We start from the raw sequence: 23,913 nt of genomic DNA, 5'->3' as shown, positions 1-23,913 counted from the left end.
AATATCAGGAAATGCCATTTTTAAATAACTGGGCCAGGCTTTCCTTCCAATGAGGAATTTCTCCTGAAAACGTAGACATAGCTTTCTCTTTAGATAAAACGCTGTTCGCAGGCCGCTCGGCTACAGTTTCAAAATCGTTATTTTCTATGAGCCTTACCTCCTCCGTTTTTCCTGAAAGGTGTATAATTTCCTGTGCAAAGTCGTACCAGGTTGCTTCTCCAAGGTTGCTATAATGGTAAATTCCGTAGTGCTTTTCTTCTGAAGAAATAATATTCAGGATGTAAGCTGCTAAATCATAAGCATTTGTTGGCGTTCCTTTTTGTGCGCTGGTAATATTACATACAGCTCCGGATTTAAGCTTTTTGCGAATTGTATTAAAAAAATTGTGCCCAATATTTGAATATAACCAGGAGGTTCTGAAGATGAAAAATTTGTCCAGTTTCTGCTGAATGTAATGTTCTCCCGATAGTTTTGAACTTCCGTAGACATTGATTGGATTTGTCTCATCTTCTTCGGAATACGGTGTCTCTTTTTTTCCGTCGAAGACATAATCTGTAGAAAAATGAATGAGACAGGTAGCATTTTCAGCACATGCCTGTGCAAGATTCCTCACTGCTTCAGAATTTATTAAAAATGCCATTTCCCGGCTGGTTTCTGCCTGTTCCACGTTGGTATAGGCGGCACAATTGATACAATAGTCGAAATTATGATCTTTGATGAAGGTATCAACCATTCCAAAAAGGGTTAGATCCAGTTCTTCGGCCGAGGTAAAGGTGATGTCGAGATTAGGAAACTCATTTTCCATTTTTCTAAAACACCGCCCCAATTGGCCTGAAGCTCCTGTGACCAATACCTTTTTCATAGGTCAAGTTCTTCAAAATTAGGAAGCAAAGCATCTTTTTCGGAAAGAATGATATCCTTTTCAGAGAATTCCCAGTCAATATTTAAAGTTGGGTCGTTCCAGATGATTCCTGCCTCGCTTTGCTTGTTGTAGTACTGGTCACATTTATAAGCAAAAACAGAAGCCTCAGAGATCGTAAGAAAGCCGTGAGCGAATCCTGCAGGCACAAACAGCTCCAGCTTGTTTTCGTTGCTTAAAACCACCTTATAGGATTTTTTGAAGGTGGGAGAATCTGGCCGAAGATCAACCACCACATCTAAAACCTCTCCCGCAACGGCTCGCACCAGTTTTGCCTGGGCATGTGCGCCGGTTTGGAAGTGAAAACCTCGTAAAACACCTTTTTGAGATGTTGACTGGTTATCCTGAACAAAATTTATTTTTAAACCTGTGGTTTCTTCAAACCTCTGTTGATTGTAACTCTCATAAAAGGTTCCCCTTTCATCTTCAAAAACGGAAGGTTTGAGTAAAAAACAATCTTTTAAAGGTGTATTTTCGAGTGCTAACATTAATCCAGTTGTAATAAATATTCGCCGTATCCGCTTTTCAGCAAAGGCTTTGCCAATTTATGAAGTTGCTGTTTATTGATATACCCCATTTTATAAGCGGTTTCTTCAATTGCGCCAATTTTTAAACCCTGCCGCTCTTCGATCACCTGCACAAACTGCGAAGCGTTCATGAGGGAATTAAAAGTTCCTGTGTCCAGCCAGGCTGTTCCTTTGTCCAGGATGCTTACGTGCAGTTGTTCCTTTTGTAGGTAGTGATTGTTTACATCGGTAATTTCTAGCTCTCCGCGCCTGGAGGGTTTTATACTACGCGCAATCTCCACCACCTCATTATCGTAAAAGTAGATTCCGGGGACTGCAAAATTAGATTTGGGTGCAACCGGTTTTTCTTCAATAGAAATTGCTTTTCCCGATGTATCAAAATCCACCACCCCATATCTTTTGGGATCCTGAACGTGGTACGCATAAATAATTCCCCCGTTGGGATCATTGTTGCCCTGTAGAAGTTTATCCAGACCGGAGCCATAAAAAATATTGTCGCCAAGAATAAGCGCTACTTTATCATTTCCGATAAAATCTGCTCCAATAATAAAAGCTTCAGCAAGACCATTCGGTTTTTCCTGAACGGCATATGCAAACACACATCCATACCTGCTTCCATCGCCTAACAAATCTTTAAATAAAGGGAGGTCTTTTGGAGTAGAAATGATAAGAATCTCCCTGATTCCGGCCATCATTAAGGTCGAGAGCGGATAATAAATCATAGGCTTATCATACACCGGCATCAACTGCTTGCTTATCGCCAGCGTTAATGGGTGCAATCGCGTTCCCGAGCCTCCTGCCAAAATAATTCCTTTCATCAATTATATTTTTTCAGGTACCATTGAACCGTTTTTTCTATTCCGCTTTCAAAATTTTCTTCAGCTTTCCAGCCAAGCTCTTTTTCTATTTTGCTGGCATCAATGGCATATCTTTTATCGTGCCCCGGCCGGTCTACCACAAAAGTAATAAGATCGTTATAGGATTTGCCATTCTTCCGCGGTTGCTGCTTATCAAGAATTTCTGAAATTTGTTGCGCGATATAAATATTCTGCCGCTCGTTTCTCCCACCAATATTATAAGTCTCTCCTAATTTGCCCTTTTTGAGTACCAGTTTAATCCCTTTGCAATGATCTGAAACGTACAGCCAGTCCCTTACGTTAGTTCCCTCCCCGTATATTGGAATGGGTTCTTCCTTTAAAGCCGTTCTTATGATAGTCGGAATCAATTTTTCATCATGTTGATTAGGACCATAATTATTGGAACAATTGGTCGTCAAAACAGGTAAGCCATAGGTGTGGAAATAACTGCGGACTAGAAAATCTGATGCAGCTTTTGATGCTGAGTACGGGCTATTGGGCGCATACGGTGTTTCTTCAGTAAAAAGTCCCTCGTCTCCCAATGTTCCATAGACCTCATCTGTAGAAATATGCAGAAATCTGGCATTTTTGAATCCCTCATTCAGAACAAAAGGCTTCTCCATCCAGAGCTTATAGGCATTCTGAAGCAAATTAAAAGTTCCGGAAATATTGGTTTCAACAAAAGCTGAAGGGTCTAAAATGGAATTATCTACGTGAGATTCCGCAGCAAAATTGATTACCTGCTGAAAATGATATTTTTCGAAAAGATTCTTAATAAGTTCTTTATCACAAATATCCCCCTGAATAAAAGTGTAATTTTCTTTGTTTTGGATTTTAAGGTTCTCAAGATTCCCGGCGTAGGTCAACTTATCGAGGTTTACGATCTGGATATTACTCTCATCGTAAAACAAGTTAATGTAATTGGACCCGATAAATCCTGCACCTCCAGTAATCAAAATATTTTGAACCTTTTTCTCCATTCTTGGTAATTTATTTTATCTCCTTCCCATTTTCTGATTCGGAAGATAAAATTTGCTGCAGAATTTTTTCAGTTATCAGGTAAGTTGGTTTCACACCTGTTGTCCCGAGTCCGCCGGATGCCAGTGTACTACCTGTTTCCAGGGGATTATCTGATGCATAATAGGCGTAACGTACTTTTACGTCTTCGTTTATGTTCTTCCGAAGCCTGGAAGCCGCCTGGATGGCTTTTTGATAGTGAGCACCTTCCATTTCCAGTCCAACCACGTTCCAGGTAGATTCATGAAAGAACCTCAAAATATCTTTATTTTGAAGAGAAGTTCCCAGAACAGTGATCATGGAACCGTCAGAAACCGGTATTCCATTTCCTTCCAAATCTTCTTTGGAAAGCTCATTTTTGAATGGGTAGTTGTCTGCAGTTCCTTCGAATAAATGTGCGGAAGGAATCATAATATCTCCTTTGCCTCCCACTAAGATCCCGGCTTTCCCCATAATAGAAATAGAAGCCACGTTCATGTGGATATTCCCGTGCTCACTCTGGTAAGGCTTCAGCATTTCATCCATGGTTTCATACGCCTGTTCTCCAAAAGCATAATCCATCACCATGATCACCGGTTTTTCTTCGTCTTTTAAGTCCTTCTTCATTTCAAAAGGAGAAAGTTCGACCTTGTATTTTGCGGTGTCGAAAATCTGTACATCAATATTGGCACCGCTTGTATCCTCAATAAATGTCATGCCTTCCTCCAAAGCCGCCTTCATCACCTTAGTACGAAGTTTCCCATTCGCATTATTGCTAAGATCTTCATAAATACCAGAAATAGGCTTTTTTGTAAGTTCGGTTTTTAAGGCTCGGGGAGCATACAAGGTGTTCATTACACTGTGCATATTTGCACTTATGATGTGAAGCGGCCTGTTCAAAAGGTTCTTTTCCAACATCACTTCCTTAATCTTGTTCGCCCAAATTTCCCCATGAATGTGGTGACCCAGTCTTTCTCTCAACACCGGACTAAAAGTAACGATACGCTTCTTATTGTCTACCAGCTCATCCATGGCCAGTTTCCCCAGCCAATACACCAGGTGCAGAAAACGATCTTTCTTTCCCGGAATACTGAACATTGGATAAATAGTGTTTACTTCCTTAAAGGTCCTGCCCAGTATGTTTGCCGTATGGGTAAGGGCGACTTCCCGCTCTGCCTGCGACAGTTCTTCTTTCATAACCGCTACTTGCAACTTCTCCCAGTCACGCGTTACTTCTCCTTCTTCATCAATAATCACGCGGCGCATTATCTTGTGGGATTCCACAAAAATAAAGGTAAGGTGAGTAAGAATATCATATATTTCAGATCTACCTCGTGTGATCTCAATGTTCATTTGCTCCTCATCAATTCGGTAGCAATTCCTTCTTCTTTTAGGAGGTACAATAGGTTTGAAATGTGAATTTCCGTAGCCTTCATCACTGGTAAGGTTGATGTACCGGCATTCTTCAATTCCTATTGGAAGACGATCAATTACATAAAGTAAACCGTTCAATTCTACTTTTTCTTCTGCTACAGATCCATATATTTCGGGTCGTAAAACAAGCAAAGCCTCACGCAGCGTTTCCCCCGAAACACCCATAGGCTTATAAAATCCCCTGTTAAATAAATGTCGCATAGTAATATACATACGCTCTATGGCGCTTGAACTTTCCTGTGCCCTGGTGCGACCTCTCAATTTTAAATTACTCATATATTCTTAACTCTTCTATCTTTTATAATTTTTCTAAAAATTCCGCGATTTTGCGATCATTTGACAATCTCGGCAATTTATTCTGACCTCCCAATTTTCCAATGGATTTCATGTACTTCTGAAAACCTTCCGCAGGAATCTTAGTGATGACCAGCGGCTGAAGGATCTTGCCATCAATAAGATCTTTGTAATACGAATTTTGTTCCTGAAGTGATTTGTCTAAAGAAGTTTTAAAGGCTGATAAATCATCCGGCTCTTTTTCAAATTCAATGAACCATTCATGGTAGGGCAACTGTTCTCCTGAAGGATTTGTTTGCGGCGCTACCGTAAATTCTGAAATACTTGCATGATGCTTTGCAACCGCTTCCTGCATGGCCTGTTCTACTTCTTTTGCAATCACGTGCTCCCCAAAAGCCGAAGTAAAATGTTTGATCCTTCCCGAAACTATTACGCGGTAAGGCTTCAAAGACGTAAATTGTATGGTATCTCCCAAATTGTAAGCCCACAGGCCGGCACTGGTGGAAACGATCATCACATAATTGACATTCAGCTCCACTTCTCCAATCGTAAAGCGCTCCGGATTTTCAGAATAAAAATCATCAGCTTTTATAAATTCATAGAAGATCCCCGAGTTTAGCAGCAACAACATACCTTTGGCATCCTGTTTATCCTGGTATGCAAAAAAGCCTTCCGAAGCCGGAAAAAGCTCTATACTATCCACTTTTCGACCAATCAGGTTTTCAAACTTCGCACGGTAGGGTTCAAAATTTACTCCGCCGTAAATGAACAGGTTAAAATTAGGAAATATCTCCCCCACTTTCTTACCGGTCTTTGCCTGCAGCCGTTCAAAATACATCTGTACCCAGGATGGAATCCCGCTAATTACAGACATGTCCTCCTTCACGGTTTCCTCAACAACGGCATCTACTTTTGTCTCCCAGTCCTCAATGCAATTCGTTTCCCAGCTGGGCATCCGGTTCTTCTGAAGATATGTGGGAACATAATGTGCCGAAATCCCAGAAAGTCTACCAAGTTTTACCCCATTTTTCTCCTCAAGTTCGGGACTTCCCTGAAGAAAGATCATTTTCCCATCTACAAAATCGGCTTTTCCCGTTTCGTTTATGTAGCTTAAAATGGCATTTCTGGCTGCTGATATATGTGTAGGCATTGATTCCTTTGTCAACGGTATATATTTTGCGCCACTTGTGGTCCCGGAAGTTTTTGCATAGTACAGCGGTTTTCCCGGCCATAATATGTCTTTCTCTCCGGCCACCATTTTGTCTACCCAGGGCTTCAATTCCTCATAATCCCGCACCGGAACTCTTTTAGCAAATTCCCTCATGCTGGAGATGGACTTGAAATGGTGATCTTTCCCAAACCGTGTATTTTTGGCTGTGGAAATTAGCTCTTCAAATACCTTTTTTTGAACCTCTACAGGACGGGATGCCCATGAATCGGTTTTACGTTGAATATATATAGCAAAAATCTTTGCTCCAAATGTTTTTATAGACATAGAATCTTATTGAAAATCAATGAAATCTGTAGGGTTGACGGGCTGGCCTTCGCTCCATAATTCGAAATGAAGATGCGGGCCGGTAGAATATTCTCCTGTAGAGCCTGCAGCGGCAATAACCTCCCCTTTTCTTACCCGTTCCCCCTGTTCTTTTGTAAGAGAAGAATTGTGCTTATAGACAGAAATTAATCCATAACTATGTTCGATGATGATTACATTTCCTGTTTCTGCAGTCCATTCGGCAAACAAGACAGTACCATCGGCAACGGTTTTTACGGGTGCATTTTGTGCAACGACCACATCTACCCCATAATGTTTTTCCTCAATATTATATTTTGAAGAGAGCGGTCCTTTTACCGGCGGAAAAAGTGCATAGTTAGCACGTGAGGTAGCGGTCTCCAAAAGATTATATTTATCTTCATGAGCTACTTTCTCCCGCAACAAGGAATCTTCCCTGGAAGGTGCAAGATCAACTTCATCAGAATTTATTCTTTGTGACTCTATAAGCGAATCACGATTAAAATTTACCGTTTTTACATCACCTGCCAGAACTTTTCTAATGGAACTATAATACTGGTTATTTAACTCCACCACATTCTGCAGGGAATCTGTCTTGTAAGCAAGCATGGCTGCTCTTTGTTTTAAGGCAGTAGAAGAATAACCGGGAATGTATTCCCGAAGTCCGGTAAAAGCTATAAGCACTGTGGTACCTGCTATCAACAGAATGGCTGCAAGAGTGACGACCACAAACACATTTAGCCGTGTAAGCTTAAAAGAAACCTTTTCCTCAAACGTATCTTCATTCAGGATAACCATCCTGTACTTGTGCAGAAGCTTTTTGGTGAATTTCTTTTTTTGTTCTTTATTGTTTGTCATTTTAATATCGCCTTAGGCAAAGATATGATAAAGTTAATTTTAATCTTTTTATTCAGAACAGAAACCAAGGTTTTAAAGTTTTATTGTTAACTTTGCGGCATTAAATAAATCATTATGAGCGCAATATTTTTACCATTGTGGATTGGAACACCTCAGATCATCTTTATCGTGATCGTAGTGTTATTATTATTTGGAGGTAGAAAAATCCCTGAATTAATGCGAGGATTGGGAAGCGGAATAAAGGAATTTAAAGATGCTTCAAAAGATGATGAGCCTATAGACAATAAAGGCGAAGATCAAAAAAAGATATAGTTGAGAGATTATTAAATGAAAAAACCCAACCAGAAGTTGGGTTTTTTTATGCTCTGCTCGGTTATTTAATTTTAGCCGATTTTAATATTGCTTCCAGCTCAAACATGTTGTCCCTCTTCCTGGCGGAAGGTGCAAAGGCAAAACCTTCCAATATTACAAACCGGTTGTTTTCTTCATCCAGTACTGCATAATTTAAAAAAGGACCGCCCATATAGGCATCGTTCACCTCCCAGGTACCTTTAGTTTCATATGCGAATTTATTATCAATTTCAGAATTGAAAAGGTATGGCGCGTACGCAGCTTCAGTTATCATATAGCTGCCATCTACTGGTCCAGGAATGTGCTGCTCACCTATAGAATCACGCATCTTAATTATGTTACCCACAATATTGCTGTCTCTTTGAATGGTATTTAGAGGAACCTCATAAACCATGATCTCCATACTTCCATTGGGAATATCTTTTCTTATCCAAAAAAAACCTTCTTCATCCTTTGCATATCTGTAGGCATCGGGAAACTTAAGTGAAACTCCTAATTCCTGCTTCAGTCGCTCGTCTTCTTTAAGAGATTTCGAAATTCTTCGCTGCTTTTCGTTGATTTCAGTCCTTTTAAATGCTTTAATAATATTTTCCGCATTTTGATTGATTAAAGAAGCTATTTCTTCATTTGTCTGCCCCTTGACAACCACTCCCGTTTGCGGTTTAGCGTAAAGATTGTTTCCTACCTTTATATCGCCTGCCTGGCCTTTTTCTATTTTGAGAAAAATCCTGTTCTTACGTGTAAAGCCTGAAAAAGCTTCCGGAGGCATCTGGCTAATAGAGAACAACGGTTCATCCTGAGGCAAACCATCTACAGGTGACGCAAGATTTTCCCTAATGGCTTCTCCAACCTCTCCCTGCCAAAGGTCATTGTCTACTATAACAGAAAGATTATTGATGTTTCCTGAAGAATCTGAAAGAACTCTTTCATTTTCCTCTCCATTTTCTCCACAGGACACGAGTGTACCTACAGCAATAAACAATAAATATATTTTCTTCATAATAAGTGGTTTTTAAAGGCCTAACCTTCAGAAAGTTTAATTTTCATGCCCGGTTTTAATCGGCTACCGTTCATGTTGTTCAGAGATTTAAGTTGTTGAACGGTGACACCAGGGAACTTTTTGGAAATACTCCACAAGGAATCCCCTCTTTTTACCGTATACATCTTCGGGTTATTTGACTTAGAAGCTGTAGCACTGGCATTTTGCGTATATATTACCAGCCGCTGGCCAATCCTAAGGCTATTGCTCCTTAAACCGTTCCATTCCTTAATACTGCTGACACCCACTCCATATCTCTCGGCAATTTTTCCGAGAAAATCACCTTTTCTCACCCTGTATGTAATCCTGCTTTCTTCCTGCGCCTCTTCAATTCCTTTTTTTTCTTCGGCAATTTGTGCCTGTGTATAACCGTAAATGATCTCTTCGTTGTTCACAAACAAACCAGCTTTGTCGCGAGGAAGTCTCAGGGTATATTTTTGTTCAGGAATGTTAGGAATTATATCCAGCTTATAACTTGGGTTTAAAAACTGCAGCATTGGCTTTTCTACACCTGTTACTTCAGCAATCTGGTCGAAAGATAATTTTCTTTGCGTACGAATGGTATCGGTTTCAAAATAGGTCGTAATGGGCATGGGTGGCTGAAATCCATGTTCCTCGGCATATTCAAACAAGTACATAGTGGCTATGAAAGCAGGAACATATCCGGCTGTTTCCCGTGGTAAATAAGGCCGTAATTCCCAATAATCCTTTGAACCACCACTTCTACGAATGGCTTTGGAAACATTTCCCGGTCCTGAATTGTAGGAAGCCAGCACAAGGTCCCAATCCTCAAAAACCCGGTACAGTGTCGAGAGATACTGTGCTGCAGCCTCTGATGATTTTACCGGATCCATTCTTTCATCCACATAAGAAGTAACATCCAGCCCATGCATTTTTCCAGTAGCATACATAAACTGCCATAATCCTGTAGCGCCCACTCTTGAACGTGCCCTCGGATTTAATGTAGACTCTACAATGGCCAGGTATTTAATCTCTAAAGGAATATTATACCTGTCCAGTTGCTGTTCAAAAATGGGAAAATAATAACCACTTATGGCCATTAAATCTTCCATGGATTTCTTATTTCTTCTTAAATAAGAATGAATAATATTCTCAAGTAAAGGATGATAAGTTACTTTAAACGGTGTTTTCGCATCCAATTCCTCAAGCCGCATTTTGAGGGTATCTGTATGCAGACTTCTATCTACTTCTTCGTTATATTCCTGATTTAAAAGATCATTCTGAAAATCATGATATAAACTTGATGATAAAAGCTCTTTTTGCCATACCGAATCCATTTGCGCAGCACCCGGATGATCGATAAGATTCGCAACCACAGAGTCTCGAAGCACTTCAAAAGATACATGGTTGGCAAAATCTACATCGGTGGCATTCTTCAGAGAAAAAAGCTTTTTGTGCATTTCTATAAGGCTGTCAATACTCGTTTGATCTACCTTGGCCTCTTCAGAAGTTTTGTATTCTTCAGGAGTTTTTTCCTGTGAGAATGCACCCGCGGAAAGCAGAAGAACTATGTATGGCAGTATTTTCTTCATCATAAAAAAAGTTCTTACGGCAATTGTATCAATTACCGTACCTGTTTATTTAATGGCTTCAATTCCAGGCAAACTTTTTCCCTCGAGCATCTCCAGCATAGCACCGCCTCCAGTAGAAACGTAACTCACTTTGTCCTCAAACCCAAACTTTTTTACAGCAGCAACAGAGTCTCCTCCACCTACCAGAGAAAATGCACCATCACGGGTGGCCGCAGCAATTTGTTCTCCTAAAGCAATTGTCCCCTTGGCAAAAGTGTCCATTTCAAAAACGCCTACAGGTCCGTTCCATAAGATGGTTTTCGAATCCTTAATTACACTTCCAAATTGATTAATAGTTTCAGGACCTATATCCAGACCCATCCAGCCATCAGGAATTTCTTTTACTGAAACAACGTTGGTATCTGCCATTTCAGAGAAGCTGTCGGCGATTACCGAATCTACAGGTAAATGAACCTGCACTCCCTTTTCTTCTGCTAACTTCAGGATTTTTAAAGCAAGATCCTGCTTGTCTTCTTCCACCAGGGAATTTCCAATCTTACCACCTTTCGCTTTAACAAACGTATAGGTCATTCCACCTCCAATGATAAGGTGATCTATTTTATCAAGTATATTTTCAATAACTGTAATCTTCGTTGAGACCTTGGCTCCACCTAACACTGCTGTAACGGGTTTTTCTGAATTACCAAGCACTTTTTCAAGACTTTCAATTTCTTTCGCCAATAATAATCCGAAGCATTTGTCTTGAAAATGTTTTGCAACAATAGTGGTAGAAGCGTGCGCACGGTGTGCAGTTCCAAAAGCATCATTCACATAGATATCACCTAGAGAAGCCAGTTCTTTCGCGAAATCATCATTTCCTTTCTTTTCTTCAGGATGGAATCTCAGGTTCTCCAGCATAAGTACTTCGCCAGGCTGAAGGTTTTTGGCAGCTTCTTTTACTTGAGTCCCTACAGAATCTGAAACAAATTTTATTTGGACACCAAGAATTTCAGACGCTTTCTTTACAATGTGCTCCAGGGAATATCTTTGTTCCTTTCCTTCAGGTCTTCCAAGGTGAGACATTAAAATGGCACTACCACCATCTTCCAGTATCTTAAGTACCGTTGGTTTTGCAGCCTCAATACGGCTGGTATCACCTACTTCCAGGTCTTCGTTGAGAGGTACGTTAAAATCTACTCTTATTAAAGCTTTTTTATTTTTAAAATTAAAGTCGTTGACAGTTTTCATAGTGATTAGTTTAGGATACAAAGATAAATTTCTCCTAAGATATAAAAGTGTATATAAATTTTATCTTTGCTTATGCTATTTTCTGAAGTATTAGGATTACCACATATAAAGAATCATTTAACGACCACAGCAGATAAGAACCGCATTCCGCATGCGCAATTATTTGTGGGGCCGGCAGGGAGTGGTACGTTGCCAATGGCCATTGCCTATGCGCAATATATTTTATGTAAGAATCACGGCGGTGAAAACCTTATGGGAAATGAGGCTTGTAATATCAAGCTCAATAATCTTTCTCATCCCGATCTTCATTTTGCTTTCCCCGTTGCTACCAATGATAAGGTAAAGAAGCATCCTGTTTCTAACTTCTTCCTGGAGGACTGGAGGAGATTTATTTCTAAAAATCCTTATGGAAGTTTATTCGACTGGTATCAAAGCATTGGGATAGAAAATAAACAAGGACAAATTGGAGTCGATGAAGCCCAGGAAATTGTGAAATCTCTTGCGCTAAAATCCTACGAAGGTGGTTTTAAGGTCATGATCATATGGATGGCAGACAAGATGAATACCGCCTGTGCCAATAAGCTGCTAAAACTTATCGAAGAACCACCAAACAATACGATGTTTCTTCTCATTTCTGAAGAGGAAGAGAGCATCATCCAAACAATAAGATCCCGATGCCAGGTGCTTCATTTCCCTCCGCTGAATGAGCAGGTTATTGCCGAAGGATTAATGAATAACCAGAAATGTGAGGAAAGTACTGCAATGAAGATTGCACACCGTGCCAATGGCAGCTTTACTAAGGCACTTCATATTTTGCATAGCAACGAAGGCGATGAGCAGTTTGAGGAATGGTTTGTAACCTGGGTGAGGAGCGCATTTAAAGCAAAAGGAAACAAAACGGCCATTCGTGATCTTATTGCATGGAGCGAAACCATTGCTGCCACAGGAAGGGAAACACAGAAGAAATTTCTTTTGTTCTGTATGGATTTTTTCAGGCAGGCTTTATTGCAGAACTACAAAGCCGACGGCCTCGTTTTTATGGAACCACAAACGAAGGGTTTTACTCTTAAGAAATTCTCTCCCTTTATTCATGGTAATAATATTATGACCATAACGCAGGAACTTCAGGATGCAATTTATCACATTGAGAGAAATGGAAACGCCAAGATAATCCTAACCGATCTTTCTATAAAATTAACCAGACTCATTCATAAAAAAGCTTCATAAAATGAACAATATCACAGATAATCTTCCGGAGTTATTAATCCTTATTTTCATTTTAATTGTATTCTTACAATCGGGGCTGGACAAGCTTTTCGACTGGAAAGGAAACCTGGGGTGGCTAAAAGGGCATTTCGGAGAGACATTTTTAAAAGGATTTGTTCCTCTTATGGTTGGCATCATCATGATTATGGAAATCATTACCGGTTTATACGCCCTGGCGGGAATTTATTCCCTGGTTGCCAATAATAATCCTGAAACCGGATTAACAGCGGCTGTACTTGCAGCGATTACTCTTTTGATGCTTCTCTTTGGTCAGAGAATCGCTAAAGACTATGCAGGCGCTTTCACAATTACAGGATATTTCATGGTAGTCATCTTCGGAATTTTTCTTTTTACCGCATAAAAAAGGGGCTTTTCAGCCCCTTTTTGGAATGTTATTTTGACAACCTTAGTTTCCTTCGTATTCGGAATTCAGTTTCTCAAGAATTTCATCTGTAATATCCAGTCCTTCTTCCGCATACATTATGTTGGCAGATTCGTTAGAACCAAAGATGTAAGTATAATCATTCTCCTCGCCATATTCCTTCACATAATCCTTCACCTTAGTCACAATAGAATCGATCACTGCATCGCTTTCCTCTCTTAAGGCACCACCCATTTGCTGTTGCTGTTGTTGTAACCTCTGCTGCGTTTGCATAAGTCGGCTTTCAGTTTCCTGTCTTTGCGTTTGGCTCATATTATCCATTTCCTGTTGGTAAGCCTGTACTTCCTGTTGGAAACCACGTGCGACAGAATCAAACTGTCTCTTCATTTCATCAGATCGTGTAGTGAACTCAGCCTCTACCTCTTTCATTTCTGAATATTCCTGAATTAAGGTTGTGGTATCAACATATGCTGTTTTTTGTTCGTTACACCCAATCAATGCAGTTCCCAATAAAACTATTGACAATAATTTCTTCATCTTGTTTTTAATTTTTCTATTTCGAACAAAAGTAACAAAGCTATTCCAAAAATGAGGAAATTCTTTTATATTCTGATTCCATTGCAAATTTCTATTTCAACTTAAATCAAAATCATTAAAAATTATTGAAAACAGCTTCAAAAGAAGCGTTTTAAGCGCATTTTTAATAAAATAAAGGGTTCTATATAACCTCCGAAACTAAAATGAGCAGAAATGGCCTTTAAAATCATTTTTCTACTCTTTTGTAAGGAAATAAGCAAGCGAAGAATACTCTCCCGTGCGAGCTGCCTTCAAATTTGATAAGAAGCCGGTCCAAATTCCATTGACAGAAAATCCTGAGTCATTTTTATATTTTTCAGACAAAAGGCTAACATAAAAAGAATCAAATTGCAAACCTTTTGTTTGAGTCAAATTAAATGAATGCTCAGAAAAGATATTCAAAATGGCATTTTTGGAGAAATGCCAAAGGTGTCTTGGCACATCATAAGCTGCCCAAAAGCTTTTGTACTTCCGGGCGTCGTAACTTTTAAAATTTGGTACAGCTATCACCAGCAAACCATCTTTCTTCAGCAGACGTTTTAATTCAACTATTTGTTCATTAAGATCCGGAACATGTTCTAAAACATGCCACATTGTAATAACGTCAAAAGATCCTGAAGCAAGAGAAGAAGAATCTTCAATTAAATTAATTCCTTTTTTATCTGCTAAATTTCTTGCCTGGAGATTTGGTTCCACTCCTTTCACTTCCCAACCTTTTTTCTTAGCCCTAAATAAAAAATCACCTGTTCCCGCTCCAATATCTAAAAGTCTTCCCCTACTCTTCTTCTCCTTTTCGATCCACGTGATCTTTTTATCTATCATATAAGTCTTCACCCATTGATAGGTTTTCTCAAAAAGGGATCTACGGGAATCGGTATGGGAAATATACTTTTCGCTTTTATAAAATTCCGGCAGTTCGTGAAGTTCAGGTCTTGGAAAAGTAATAAGCATATCCTTTTCCTGATCATACCGAAGTTCATATTTATTTCCGCTTACGGTATGATCTTTACATTTTAAAAAGTAATTCGTTGCTGAATTTGATACTGCCATTCAAAAAGGTTCTTTCAAACAATGTTTCAAGTAGATGTTCCACGTGGAACTATTGAGATTATCTCCCCATGTAAACGAGTAAAACTGAAATATCATTCGGACTCACTCCGCTAATTCGTGAGGCTTGGGAAACTGATGTTGGTTTCACTTTTTTCAGTTTTTCCCTCGCTTCAAAAGACATAGATTTGATTCTTGAATAATCAAATTCCGAAGGAATTTTTATATCCTCCAGGCGGTTTAATTTATCGGCATTGTTTTTCTCCTTTTCAATATATCCCGAATATTTTACCTGGATCTCTGTCTGCTCGAGTTCTTCTTCAGAAAGATTATTATCCACTATAAAATCATTTACCCCACTGAAGTTTCTCACATCATCCATAGTGATATTGGGACGGGAAAATATCTTGAAGATCTTATCGCTTTGTTTGACCAAAGCAGAATTTTTTGTTTCTAAAACTGCATTTGCTTCTTCAGGTGCAACGCTTGTATCTTTCAAAAATTGAACGAAAGAAAAGGATTTTTCTTTCTTCTCCTCCATTCTTCTCATGCGCTCTTCAGAAGCCAATCCTAATTTATAAGATTTTTCAGTCAACCTGAAATCTGCATTATCCTGTCGTAAAAGTGTTCTGTATTCTGCACGAGACGTGAACATCCTGTAAGGCTCTTCGGTACCTTTTGTGATAAGATCATCTATTAGAACACCTATATAAGCCTCATCTCTTTTGAGAATAAACTCCTCCTTCTCCTGTACTTTTAAAGCGGCATTTATACCCGCCATCAAACCTTGAGAAGCAGCTTCCTCATAACCTGTGGTACCGTTAATTTGTCCCGCGAAATATAGACCATCTACCAATTTTGTCTCGAGTGTATGTTTTAACTGCGTTGGCGGAAAATAATCATATTCTATCGCATAACCCGGTCTGAAAAATTTGACATTTTCAAACCCGGCAACAGAACGTAAAGCTTTAAACTGAACATCTTCCGGAAGTGAGGTAGAGAATCCATTCACATACATTTCTACCGTATTCCAGCCCTCAGGCTCTATGAATAATTGGTGCCTGTCTTTATCTGCAAACCGATTGATTTTATCTTCAATAGAAGGACAATATCTTGGGCCAATACTCTTAATTCTTCCGTTGAACATAGGTGAACGATCAAAACCTTCCTTTAGCAGATTATGCACTTCTGGTGACGTATATGTCATCCAGCAGGAACGTTGTTTTTTAAGAGGCGTAGTTTCATCCAGGTAAGAAAATTTTGCCGGAATGTCATCTCCCGGTTGTTCGGTCATTTTAGTATAATCTAAAGACCTTCCATCTACCCTTGGTGGCGTTCCGGTTTTCATTCTTCCGGCTTCAAAACCTATTTGAACAAGATCCTCGGTTATACCTTTTGAAGCTCTTTCCCCAGATCTTCCTCCACCCATTTGCTTGTCCCCAATATGGATTAATCCGTTAAGAAAAGTTCCATTTGTAAGCACAACAGATTTGGCTTTTACTTCTATTCCCAAAGAAGTTTTTACTCCAACTATTTTTCCATTTTCTATAAGCAAACCGGAAACCATTTCCTGATAAAAATCAAGATTCTTTGTTGCTTCAAGGCGCAATCGCCAATGTTCTGCAAACATCATTCGGTCGCTTTGCACCCTTGGACTCCACATAGCAGGTCCCTTAGATTTATTAAGCATCTTAAACTGGATCGCACTGGTATCGCTTACCAATCCGCTATAGCCGCCCAACGCATCAATTTCCCGCACGATTTGCCCTTTTGCAATTCCTCCCATAGCAGGATTACAACTCATCTGTGCAATATTCTGGAGGTTCATTGTAATCAATAAGGTACTGCAACCAACATTGGCGGCTGCGGCTGCGGCCTCGCTTCCTGCGTGCCCTCCTCCTACTACAATAACATCATATTCTTTATCAAACATAAATTTTCCTTCTATTGTTCCACGTGGAACATTTTCATTTTTTCCTCTTCTTTACGCCGCATTTCAGCTTTCTCGTCCTCTGTTTTATCAGCAAATCCTGCAAGGTGAAGAATTCCATGGGCCATCACTCTCTTTAATTCTTCCTCAAAATCTACCATGTAAGTTTCAGCATTTTCGGCAATTCTTTCAGTGCTGATGAAAATATCTCCCTGAAGTATATTTCCTATGCAATTATCAAAAGTTATAATATCTGTATACGTATCGTGATTGAGATATTTTTGATTTATTTCGAGAAGATAATCATCATCACAAAAAATAAAACTTATCTCACCCGTCTTCTTTTCTTCTGAAAGAATTACATTTTTTAACCAATCTGAAAACCGCTTTTCATCGCTAAGCTCGAATTGATTTTCTGAATAAAAATTAATGGTCTCCTCGTTCAAAATACTCCTTTACTTTTCGTTTGTAAATTTGGCGCAAAGGTAAGCTTTGTCTGTTTAAAATTTCAGTGGTATTAAAATATTCTTTTGCCTTAAGCATTTGATCCTTAACTGTATTTTTAAACTCATCCCTATTCGTATTAGATTCCCTTTCCTGCTTACTCCCCTGCTCTAAATTTGCGTGCTCTAATTCTAGCAATTTGTGTTCCAGATTTTTCATTCTCCTAAGCGTTTCCTCGTTGAACCCATTCCGCAGCATTTCTTCTTCAATATGCTCCATTTCCATTTGTAATTCTTCACCGCTTTCATTCATTCCATTCTTTTTCAAGATATCCTCCAGTTGCTGCCTTAACATTTGTTGTTCCTGAAAAATTCGGAATAATTCGCCATTCTCCTGTTCACTACCCTGACCTTTATTCTGTCCCTCTTTTTCACCATTTCCTTCCTTACTTTTGTGAAGTCCTTCCTGCATCTTTTCACTCAATTGCTCCTGCTTTTTAATAATGTCTGGCAACTGCATATCTCCTCCTCCACCCCCCGAAGAATTCATCATGTTGCTCATGCTTTCAAGGATCTTACTAAGAAAAACCGCAAGATCGTTGGCTCCTGTAATCGCGTACTGCTGACTAGCCATTCCCTGCGGAATCTGATTATCTGCAAGGCGCTCCAATGACTTCTCAAGTGCAAATTCAACATCCGTAAGTTTTTCTGTGATATTTTCGGTGATCATTGGGTTTCTCAACGCCAGCGCATATAGACTATCATCCACATGCTTAAAATGCTCTTTCAAAAGATTCTGTTGCCTTAGGTTGGACGCAAATGCAGGATTATCCTGTCCAAGCCTCTTAAAAGCATTCAATAGGTCCTCCTGCTCAAAGGAGAAAATCACCAGGTTATCCAGAATTTTCCTTAGCATCTCGGCGTCTTCAGCAATTTGTTCACCAGCAGTCATCTGCTGTTGCTGTTGCATTTTTTGACTTAGCTGTTTCATACTTTCCCCAGCCTTTTTCTGATGCTTCCCTGCTCTAGATTTCTCATCCTCTTGAAGTTCCTCGCCAGCCTTCTCCTGCTCTTCCCCTATCTCTTTTTCAAGCTCCTTATCTCTTCCTGTCTCCATGGGTTTCGTCAGCTTCTTATTTTCCTCTTCTAATTTCTGAAGATCCTCTTTAATTTCTTCATATTTTTCACTCAAAGATTCCTGCGCCTCAATACTGTTATTTTCTTCGTCATCGGCGAGTTTCTCCTGTTCCTCCCCGAGTTTCTCCAGGTCACGTGAAATCTTTGCTCCCTTCTCCTGAACATAATATTTCTTAGTCAATTCCAGAAGTTGCTCCAGGCTTTTCTCCTGATTGCGGTTATTTTTAGACATTTCTTCAAGCTTTTTTCCAAGCTCTTCTTCATTTATTTTCTCACCATACTTACGCAATTCCTCCAGCAGTTTTTCATTTTCTTCCAAACGATCTTCTTTCTGCTCTATCCTCTTTTCAAGTTGCTCCTTTAGATCATCTGCTCCAGAATCTTCTTCCAAATTTTTTTTCAGTTTTTCGGAATATTCTTTCATCATATTCTGTTGTTTTTCCTGCCGATCAAAAAAATTCTCCAGCTTCTTACGGTCGTTGTAATCCAGGTTTTGCTTCTGTTTTTGTAATCGTGAGATCTCCTCTAAAAGCTCTTCTGAAAACTGAAGGTTTTCCAAAGATCTATTCAAACCATCAATGGCATCACTTTGCACTTCCAGCCGTTCTTCCTGTTTTTCATCTTCCGTTTTATTTCTGAACTGAAAATTTCTGCTCTTTATACTTTTCCTGTTGTGCACACCGTCATTGTCAAAAACCTGAAAATAGAATTCGAACGATTTTCCCTCCTGAAGTTCCAGGTCGCCGGGAAAAACATGCAAAAATTCGGAATAAGGTGCTTTCTGCACATCGATAGGTATTATTTCCTTTTCCTCGGGATTATCTAAGGAATAGTAAATTAATCTCACTTCAGAAATGCCGTAATCGTCAGATACTTTTCCGAAAAAATATTGCGTGTCATTTTCCAATAAATCAATCTTTTGCTCCAGTTCCAATTCAGGAAATTCATCTTTGGTAATCTCAAGCTTGTAATCAAGCTGTTCGTAATTCATAACCGCTGCATTTGAAGTGGAAATCTGATATGAAAAATCTTCAAAAACCTCCTTTTTAAGAGAAAAGCGATCAGCATCTTTCCGGAACTTTTCCAGCGTATCCATGGCATAAAAAGAAACTTCATCTGTCGCAATGGTTGCAAGCTTCCACTCTACGGTGGTTCCTTCGGGAATGGTGGCATTTCCAGAACCCTCTAAAATGGCATTTTTGAGACCCGTATGTGCCGGGTATTCCAAATGCATTTTGAAATTACGTAGTTCGGGAACTTCGACTACGCTAATAGTATAATTTTCAGAAGAAACCTTATTCCCGGAAAGATAAAATTCCACAGGATTTTCGAGTGGTTCAAATTCATATTCAAATAAACCCGGAGAGATGTTATTTAAAAAATAAGTTTGACCATTATAATGAACAGCAGGTTTTTCTGGTAAAACATTTCCAACTGTTTGTACCCTAAGTTTAAATGCTTCATTCGCCCTCGTAGTTAAATTTTTATTTATAATTTGGAATGCAAAAGGCGCGGGCGGCGCATAGACCTGATTGTAATGAACAACCCTTTTATAGCTATCGGCAAAGAGTGCACTTTTTCCGGAGAAGAAAATTAATAGAATTAGGACCGCCGGAATGGCCGCATATTTCAAAAATGGCAAATTACTTCTAAAATCTACCGCCAGGCTAAAAGGCACAGGCTTCAATTCCGAAGCCTTTTGATCAACCCCCGCAAGAAGTAATTCAGACCGTTCACCTGAACTACGTAACTGTAACAAATTCAGTAATTTATCACTCACTTCAGGAAAGTGTGAGCCAATAATTCTGGAAGCTTCAGAATAATCGATTCCTTTTGAGATCCTGAAGAGCTTCAGAAGTGGAAAAATGATAAACCTTCCGAAAAGAAAGACCTCCACTCCCACAAAAAGCCAAAAAAGTACCTGTCTGCCCGTGCTGGACAGCCATAAGAAATATTCCAGTGATAAAATGATCAGGAAATACAGTAGCCCAATCGCGAGGAAGAGAATCATTCCTCTTAAAAGCTCATTTAGGTAATATCGTTTTATAAAAGCCTCGAGCTTTTTACGTAGTACTTCAAAATTATCCATACTTCCTCCCCTTTTCATCATCTTTAAAACTACAACTAAAATTTAAAATTGTAAAGAAATGTCATTTTTCCAAACCTTCCCTAAAAACGGCATTTTAGAAACCTAAAGAAACCGTTACCTTTGCAATAAAACAAGGTTTATGTCTCAAGCAAAAGTCAGGGTGCGATTTGCACCAAGTCCAACAGGGCCCTTACATATTGGCGGTGTACGTACGGCACTTTTCAATTACTTATTCGCGAAAAAGCATCAGGGTGATTTCATCCTGCGAATAGAAGATACAGACCAGACTCGATATGTAGAAGGCGCAGAAAATTACATTATTGAAGCCCTTAACTGGTGCAATATTCCTTATGATGAAGGCCCCGGAAAAGAGGCTGACTGCGGCCCTTATCGCCAAAGCGAGCGCAAGCATTTATATAAAGAATATGCTGAAGAGCTCATTTCTACCGGAAATGCCTATTACGCATTTGACACTCCTGAAACTTTAGATGCACACCGAAAAGATCACGAAGCGAACGGAAAAACTTTTATCTATAACTGGCACAACAGGGAGAAACTAACGAACTCTCTTTCTCTGTCTTCAGAAGAAGTGAATCAAAGAATGGAGGCGGGAGAACCTTATGTCATTCGTTTTAAATCCCCGGAAGCAGAAACTATGGAACTTAAAGATGAGATCCGCGGAAATATGACCATTGAAACGAAGATCCTCGATGATAAAGTTCTTTTCAAAAGTGATGGTATGCCCACCTACCATTTGGCGAACATCGTGGACGATCATCTTATGAATATAACGCACGTAATTCGTGGGGAAGAATGGCTTCCTTCCCTTGCCCTTCACGTGCTACTTTATCGTGCTTTTAATTGGGAAGCGCCCAAATTTGCTCATTTACCTTTAATACTAAAACCTCAGGGAAAAGGAAAACTAAGCAAGCGGGATGGTGATAAAATGGGCTTTCCTGTTTTTCCGCTGGAATGGAATGATCCAAAAACCGGCGATGTTTCAACGGGATATCGCGAAGAAGGATATTTCCCTGAAGCTGTTGTAAACATGCTGGCCTTCCTTGGCTGGAATGAAGGCGGGGGCAGCGAAAAAGAAATTTATTCTCTCGAAGAACTGGTGCAAGCTTTTAGCCTGGAACACGTTTCAAAAGGAGGGTCTAAATTTGATCCTGAAAAAACAAAATGGTTTCAACATCATTATTTACAGGAAGCCAAAGATGAAACTTTAGCCGAACAGCTAACAGTTCTTTTAAAAAGTAAAACCATTGACATCTCCCCGGAATATTCTTTAAAAGTAGTTAAGTTACTTAAGGAACGTGCAAGCTTTGTAAGCGATTTTTGGGAGCTCGGCTTCTACTTCTTTGTCGCTCCTGAAAACTACGACCAGAAAGCCGCTAAAAAAGCCTGGAAAGAAGATACCGGCAACTTAATGGAGGAGCTTATTGCAGAATTAAAGAAAATCAATGACTTCAGCAGTGAAAATCTTCAGGAGCAAATAAAAGGATGGATCAAATCTAAAGAAATAGGTTTTGGAAAGGTCATGCAGCCATTTCGGTTGAGTTTGGTCGGTGCCATGCAGGGTCCCGATGTCTTTGATATTGCTTCTGCCATAGGTAAGGAGGAAACTATTTCTAGATTCGAGAAAGCTAAAAAAGAGCTTTAAAAAGCGTATTTTTGGATATAAAAAAAAGCCCTGCAGATATGATTCTGCAGGGCTTTTTTTATATGCTTTACAAACGTTTATAAGAAGAACATGACTCCGCCGGTAATGATGCTAAGGTTTCCGCTTAGATCGGTTACCCTTGGATCGCTCTCATCAAGATCCTCCCCTTTTAATCCATTAAAGAAATTATTGATTCCGTACTGGTATTGCGCAAAAAATTTCACGCTCTCAAATCCTCCTGAAATTCCTGCAGCAAAATTAACATTGAAAACAGATACATTTTCCAAATCTATGGCCTGAATGTCATAATCCTGAACATAAAATCGCTTTTTATCTTCTCTGGGTTCAAATTTTCCATTCACCTGTACGACGGGACCTGCTTCTATACTTAAATAATTACCAATGATCTTATAACTACCAAAGAAATTGGCCTGCACCGCAATCATATTATATTGCAGTGCTTCAGAAACTTCCACATCTTCCTGTAATTGCCTACCCGGTATTTCTACATTAAAATCAAAAAAATTGAGCCCATAGATAAACTGAAAATCATTATAATAATTTGCCCTGGCCGTAAAACCGGCAGTCCAGCTTGTTTTTGAAGTGACATCAAAATTCCCGGTATGTATGTTGAAATGATTCACCCCGGCCTGCATTCCTAATCGATTATAATTACCTTTCCACATCCTTTGGGAATGAGATACAAGGGAACACATTAACAAAAAGTAAAAGATCCAATAGCTCTTTTTCATGATACAATTTTTCTTTGAGGGCATAAATGTAAGGGTTTATTTTCTATCTTGACCGGTGAAATTTAAACCTCGTATCATGATTACCACCTTTCTAGCAGCCCTTTTTATCTTCTTTGGGTTAATAATTCTTTTTTCAGGAATTTTTACTGTCAAGCAACAAACTGCAGCCATTGTAGAACGTTTTGGAAAATTTCAACGTATAAGCAACAGCGGACTCCATTTTAAAGTCCCAATCATTGACAAAATAGCGGGACGTATCAATTTAAAAGTTCAGCAGCTGGACGTACTCGTTGAAACCAAGACCAAAGATGACGTTTTTGTAAAGCTTAAAGTTTCAGTGCAGTTCAGGGTAATGACGAATAACGTTTATGACGCTTTTTATAAACTGGAAAATTCACACGATCAAATTACTTCTTATGTTTTTGACGTTGTACGTGCTGAAGTTCCAAAAATGAAGCTTGATGATGTCTTTGAACGCAAGGATGATATAGCGATTGCGGTAGAAAGAGAATTAAACGATGCCATGCAGGAATATGGATATGACATCATTAAAACTTTGGTGACAGACATTGATCCCGATATACAGGTAAAAGCCGCTATGAATCGTATAAATGCTTCTGAAAGGGAAAAAGTAGCTGCAGAGTATGAAGCAGAAGCAGAACGTATTAAAATAGTCGCGAAAGCCCGAGCAGAAGCAGAAAGTAAAAGATTACAGGGGCAGGGAATCGCAGACCAGCGAAGAGAAATAGCCCGTGGTCTGGAAGAGAGTGTGGATGTTTTGAACAACGTAGGGATTAATTCTCAGGAAGCTTCTGCCTTAATTGTAGTAACGCAACATTATGATACCTTGCAGTCACTTGGGGAAGAAACCCAAAGCAATTTGATCCTGTTGCCAAATTCGCCTCAAACTGGAAGTGATATGCTAAACAATATGATCGCCTCTTTTACCGCTTCCAACCAGATTGGGGAAGCTATGAAAAAAGAAAATGCCCTAAGGGAGAGCAAAAAGAAGGAAGAAAAAAAGAAAAACAATGAATAAAAGAAAAGGATAAGAAATAGA

General features: G+C 39.4%; 21 protein-coding genes. 5 read left to right on the top strand and 16 right to left on the bottom strand.

Annotated elements, in window-relative coordinates; genetic code table 11:
* Positions 1-4: 4 nt before the first annotated feature.
* The 7 genes from rfbD to ACOV1Q_RS02255 are packed head-to-tail and all read right to left on the bottom strand — an operon-like array spanning position 5 to position 7,398.
* Positions 5-862 carry a dTDP-4-dehydrorhamnose reductase gene (rfbD, locus tag ACOV1Q_RS02285; protein WP_424492820.1) on the bottom strand — a complete coding sequence of 286 codons (858 nt, stop codon included), beginning with the start codon at positions 860-862 and terminating at the stop codon, positions 5-7.
* Complete coding sequence (rfbC, locus tag ACOV1Q_RS02280) at positions 859-1,407, bottom strand: dTDP-4-dehydrorhamnose 3,5-epimerase (protein ID WP_424492819.1); 549 nt, start codon at positions 1,405-1,407, stop codon at positions 859-861. Before rfbC ends, rfbD begins: the two co-directional genes overlap by 4 nt.
* Positions 1,407-2,264 carry a glucose-1-phosphate thymidylyltransferase RfbA gene (gene rfbA / locus ACOV1Q_RS02275; RefSeq protein ID WP_424492818.1) on the bottom strand — a complete coding sequence of 286 codons (858 nt, stop codon included), beginning with the start codon at positions 2,262-2,264 and terminating at the stop codon, positions 1,407-1,409. The genes rfbC and rfbA overlap by 1 nt, the downstream gene beginning before the upstream one ends.
* Positions 2,264-3,283 (bottom strand): dTDP-glucose 4,6-dehydratase, encoded by a 1,020-nt coding sequence (gene rfbB, locus ACOV1Q_RS02270; protein ID WP_424492817.1) that lies wholly within the window; start codon positions 3,281-3,283, stop codon positions 2,264-2,266. Before rfbB ends, rfbA begins: the two co-directional genes overlap by 1 nt.
* A gap of 10 nt (positions 3,284-3,293) precedes the next feature.
* Positions 3,294-5,009, bottom strand: coding sequence for a DUF6909 family protein (locus ACOV1Q_RS02265; protein ID WP_424492816.1), 1,716 nt, complete (start codon positions 5,007-5,009; stop codon positions 3,294-3,296).
* 22 nt (positions 5,010-5,031) lie between these two features.
* Positions 5,032-6,522, bottom strand: coding sequence for a GH3 auxin-responsive promoter family protein (locus ACOV1Q_RS02260; protein WP_424492815.1), 1,491 nt, complete (start codon positions 6,520-6,522; stop codon positions 5,032-5,034).
* Between the two features lie 6 nt (positions 6,523-6,528).
* On the bottom strand, positions 6,529-7,398 hold the full coding sequence (locus ACOV1Q_RS02255) for a M23 family metallopeptidase (protein ID WP_424492814.1): 870 nt from the start codon (positions 7,396-7,398) through the stop codon (positions 6,529-6,531).
* 114 nt (positions 7,399-7,512) lie between these two features.
* On the opposite strand from ACOV1Q_RS02255, the gene ACOV1Q_RS02250 reads away from it, so the two are divergent.
* Positions 7,513-7,710 carry a Sec-independent protein translocase subunit TatA/TatB gene (locus ACOV1Q_RS02250; protein ID WP_424492813.1) on the top strand — a complete coding sequence of 66 codons (198 nt, stop codon included), beginning with the start codon at positions 7,513-7,515 and terminating at the stop codon, positions 7,708-7,710.
* A gap of 61 nt (positions 7,711-7,771) precedes the next feature.
* Here the strand turns inward: ACOV1Q_RS02250 and ACOV1Q_RS02245 are convergent, their stop codons facing one another.
* The 3 genes from ACOV1Q_RS02245 to ACOV1Q_RS02235 are packed head-to-tail and all read right to left on the bottom strand — an operon-like array spanning position 7,772 to position 11,568.
* The gene (locus ACOV1Q_RS02245; protein WP_424492812.1) at positions 7,772-8,749 is read right to left on the bottom strand and encodes a DUF4837 family protein; all 978 of its coding nucleotides are present in this window, start codon (positions 8,747-8,749) and stop codon (positions 7,772-7,774) included.
* Between the two features lie 20 nt (positions 8,750-8,769).
* Entirely contained in the window at positions 8,770-10,344 is a 1,575-nt protein-coding gene (locus ACOV1Q_RS02240; protein WP_424492811.1) for a lytic transglycosylase domain-containing protein, read from the bottom strand.
* 42 nt (positions 10,345-10,386) lie between these two features.
* Positions 10,387-11,568, bottom strand: a complete 1,182-nt coding sequence (locus tag ACOV1Q_RS02235) for a phosphoglycerate kinase (RefSeq protein ID WP_424492810.1) — start codon at positions 11,566-11,568, stop codon at positions 10,387-10,389.
* Between the two features lie 72 nt (positions 11,569-11,640).
* Between ACOV1Q_RS02235 and ACOV1Q_RS02230 the strand changes: the two genes are divergently transcribed.
* The gene (locus ACOV1Q_RS02230; protein ID WP_424492809.1) at positions 11,641-12,795 is read left to right on the top strand and encodes a DNA polymerase III subunit; all 1,155 of its coding nucleotides are present in this window, start codon (positions 11,641-11,643) and stop codon (positions 12,793-12,795) included.
* Position 12,796: 1 nt separating this feature from the next.
* Positions 12,797-13,195, top strand: a complete 399-nt coding sequence (locus ACOV1Q_RS02225; RefSeq protein ID WP_424492808.1) for a DoxX family protein — start codon at positions 12,797-12,799, stop codon at positions 13,193-13,195.
* A gap of 45 nt (positions 13,196-13,240) precedes the next feature.
* Here the strand turns inward: ACOV1Q_RS02225 and ACOV1Q_RS02220 are convergent, their stop codons facing one another.
* From ACOV1Q_RS02220 to ACOV1Q_RS02200, 5 genes are all read right to left on the bottom strand, one after another.
* Complete coding sequence (locus ACOV1Q_RS02220) at positions 13,241-13,753, bottom strand: OmpH/Skp family outer membrane protein (RefSeq protein WP_424492807.1); 513 nt, start codon at positions 13,751-13,753, stop codon at positions 13,241-13,243.
* 234 nt (positions 13,754-13,987) lie between these two features.
* Complete coding sequence (locus tag ACOV1Q_RS02215; protein WP_424492806.1) at positions 13,988-14,842, bottom strand: class I SAM-dependent methyltransferase; 855 nt, start codon at positions 14,840-14,842, stop codon at positions 13,988-13,990.
* 58 nt (positions 14,843-14,900) lie between these two features.
* On the bottom strand, positions 14,901-16,772 hold the full coding sequence (gene mnmG, locus ACOV1Q_RS02210) for a tRNA uridine-5-carboxymethylaminomethyl(34) synthesis enzyme MnmG (RefSeq protein WP_424492805.1): 1,872 nt from the start codon (positions 16,770-16,772) through the stop codon (positions 14,901-14,903).
* Positions 16,773-16,783: 11 nt separating this feature from the next.
* Positions 16,784-17,215: an rRNA maturation RNase YbeY gene (gene ybeY, locus ACOV1Q_RS02205; protein WP_424492804.1), complete on the bottom strand. Its 432-nt coding sequence runs from the start codon at positions 17,213-17,215 to the stop codon at positions 16,784-16,786.
* On the bottom strand, positions 17,196-20,459 hold the full coding sequence (locus tag ACOV1Q_RS02200; protein WP_424492803.1) for a hypothetical protein: 3,264 nt from the start codon (positions 20,457-20,459) through the stop codon (positions 17,196-17,198). Before ACOV1Q_RS02200 ends, ybeY begins: the two co-directional genes overlap by 20 nt.
* Positions 20,460-20,577: 118 nt before the next feature.
* On the opposite strand from ACOV1Q_RS02200, the gene gltX reads away from it, so the two are divergent.
* A complete protein-coding gene (gene gltX / locus ACOV1Q_RS02195; protein WP_424492802.1) occupies positions 20,578-22,101 on the top strand; it encodes a glutamate--tRNA ligase in 1,524 nt (507 codons plus the stop codon).
* Positions 22,102-22,178: 77 nt separating this feature from the next.
* On the opposite strand, the gene ACOV1Q_RS02190 is transcribed toward gltX, so the two are convergent.
* Positions 22,179-22,853 carry a hypothetical protein gene (locus ACOV1Q_RS02190; protein ID WP_424492801.1) on the bottom strand — a complete coding sequence of 225 codons (675 nt, stop codon included), beginning with the start codon at positions 22,851-22,853 and terminating at the stop codon, positions 22,179-22,181.
* Positions 22,854-22,929: 76 nt separating this feature from the next.
* Here ACOV1Q_RS02190 and ACOV1Q_RS02185 point away from each other — a divergent pair, with 76 nt between their 5' ends.
* Positions 22,930-23,892: an SPFH domain-containing protein gene (locus tag ACOV1Q_RS02185; RefSeq protein WP_424492800.1), complete on the top strand. Its 963-nt coding sequence runs from the start codon at positions 22,930-22,932 to the stop codon at positions 23,890-23,892.
* Positions 23,893-23,913 lie beyond the last annotated feature (21 nt).

This window comes from Salinimicrobium maris (assembly GCF_049680855.1).
Classification (GTDB): Bacteria; Bacteroidota; Bacteroidia; order Flavobacteriales; family Flavobacteriaceae; genus Salinimicrobium.
This window is presented reverse-complemented; position numbering and strand designations above follow the sequence as displayed.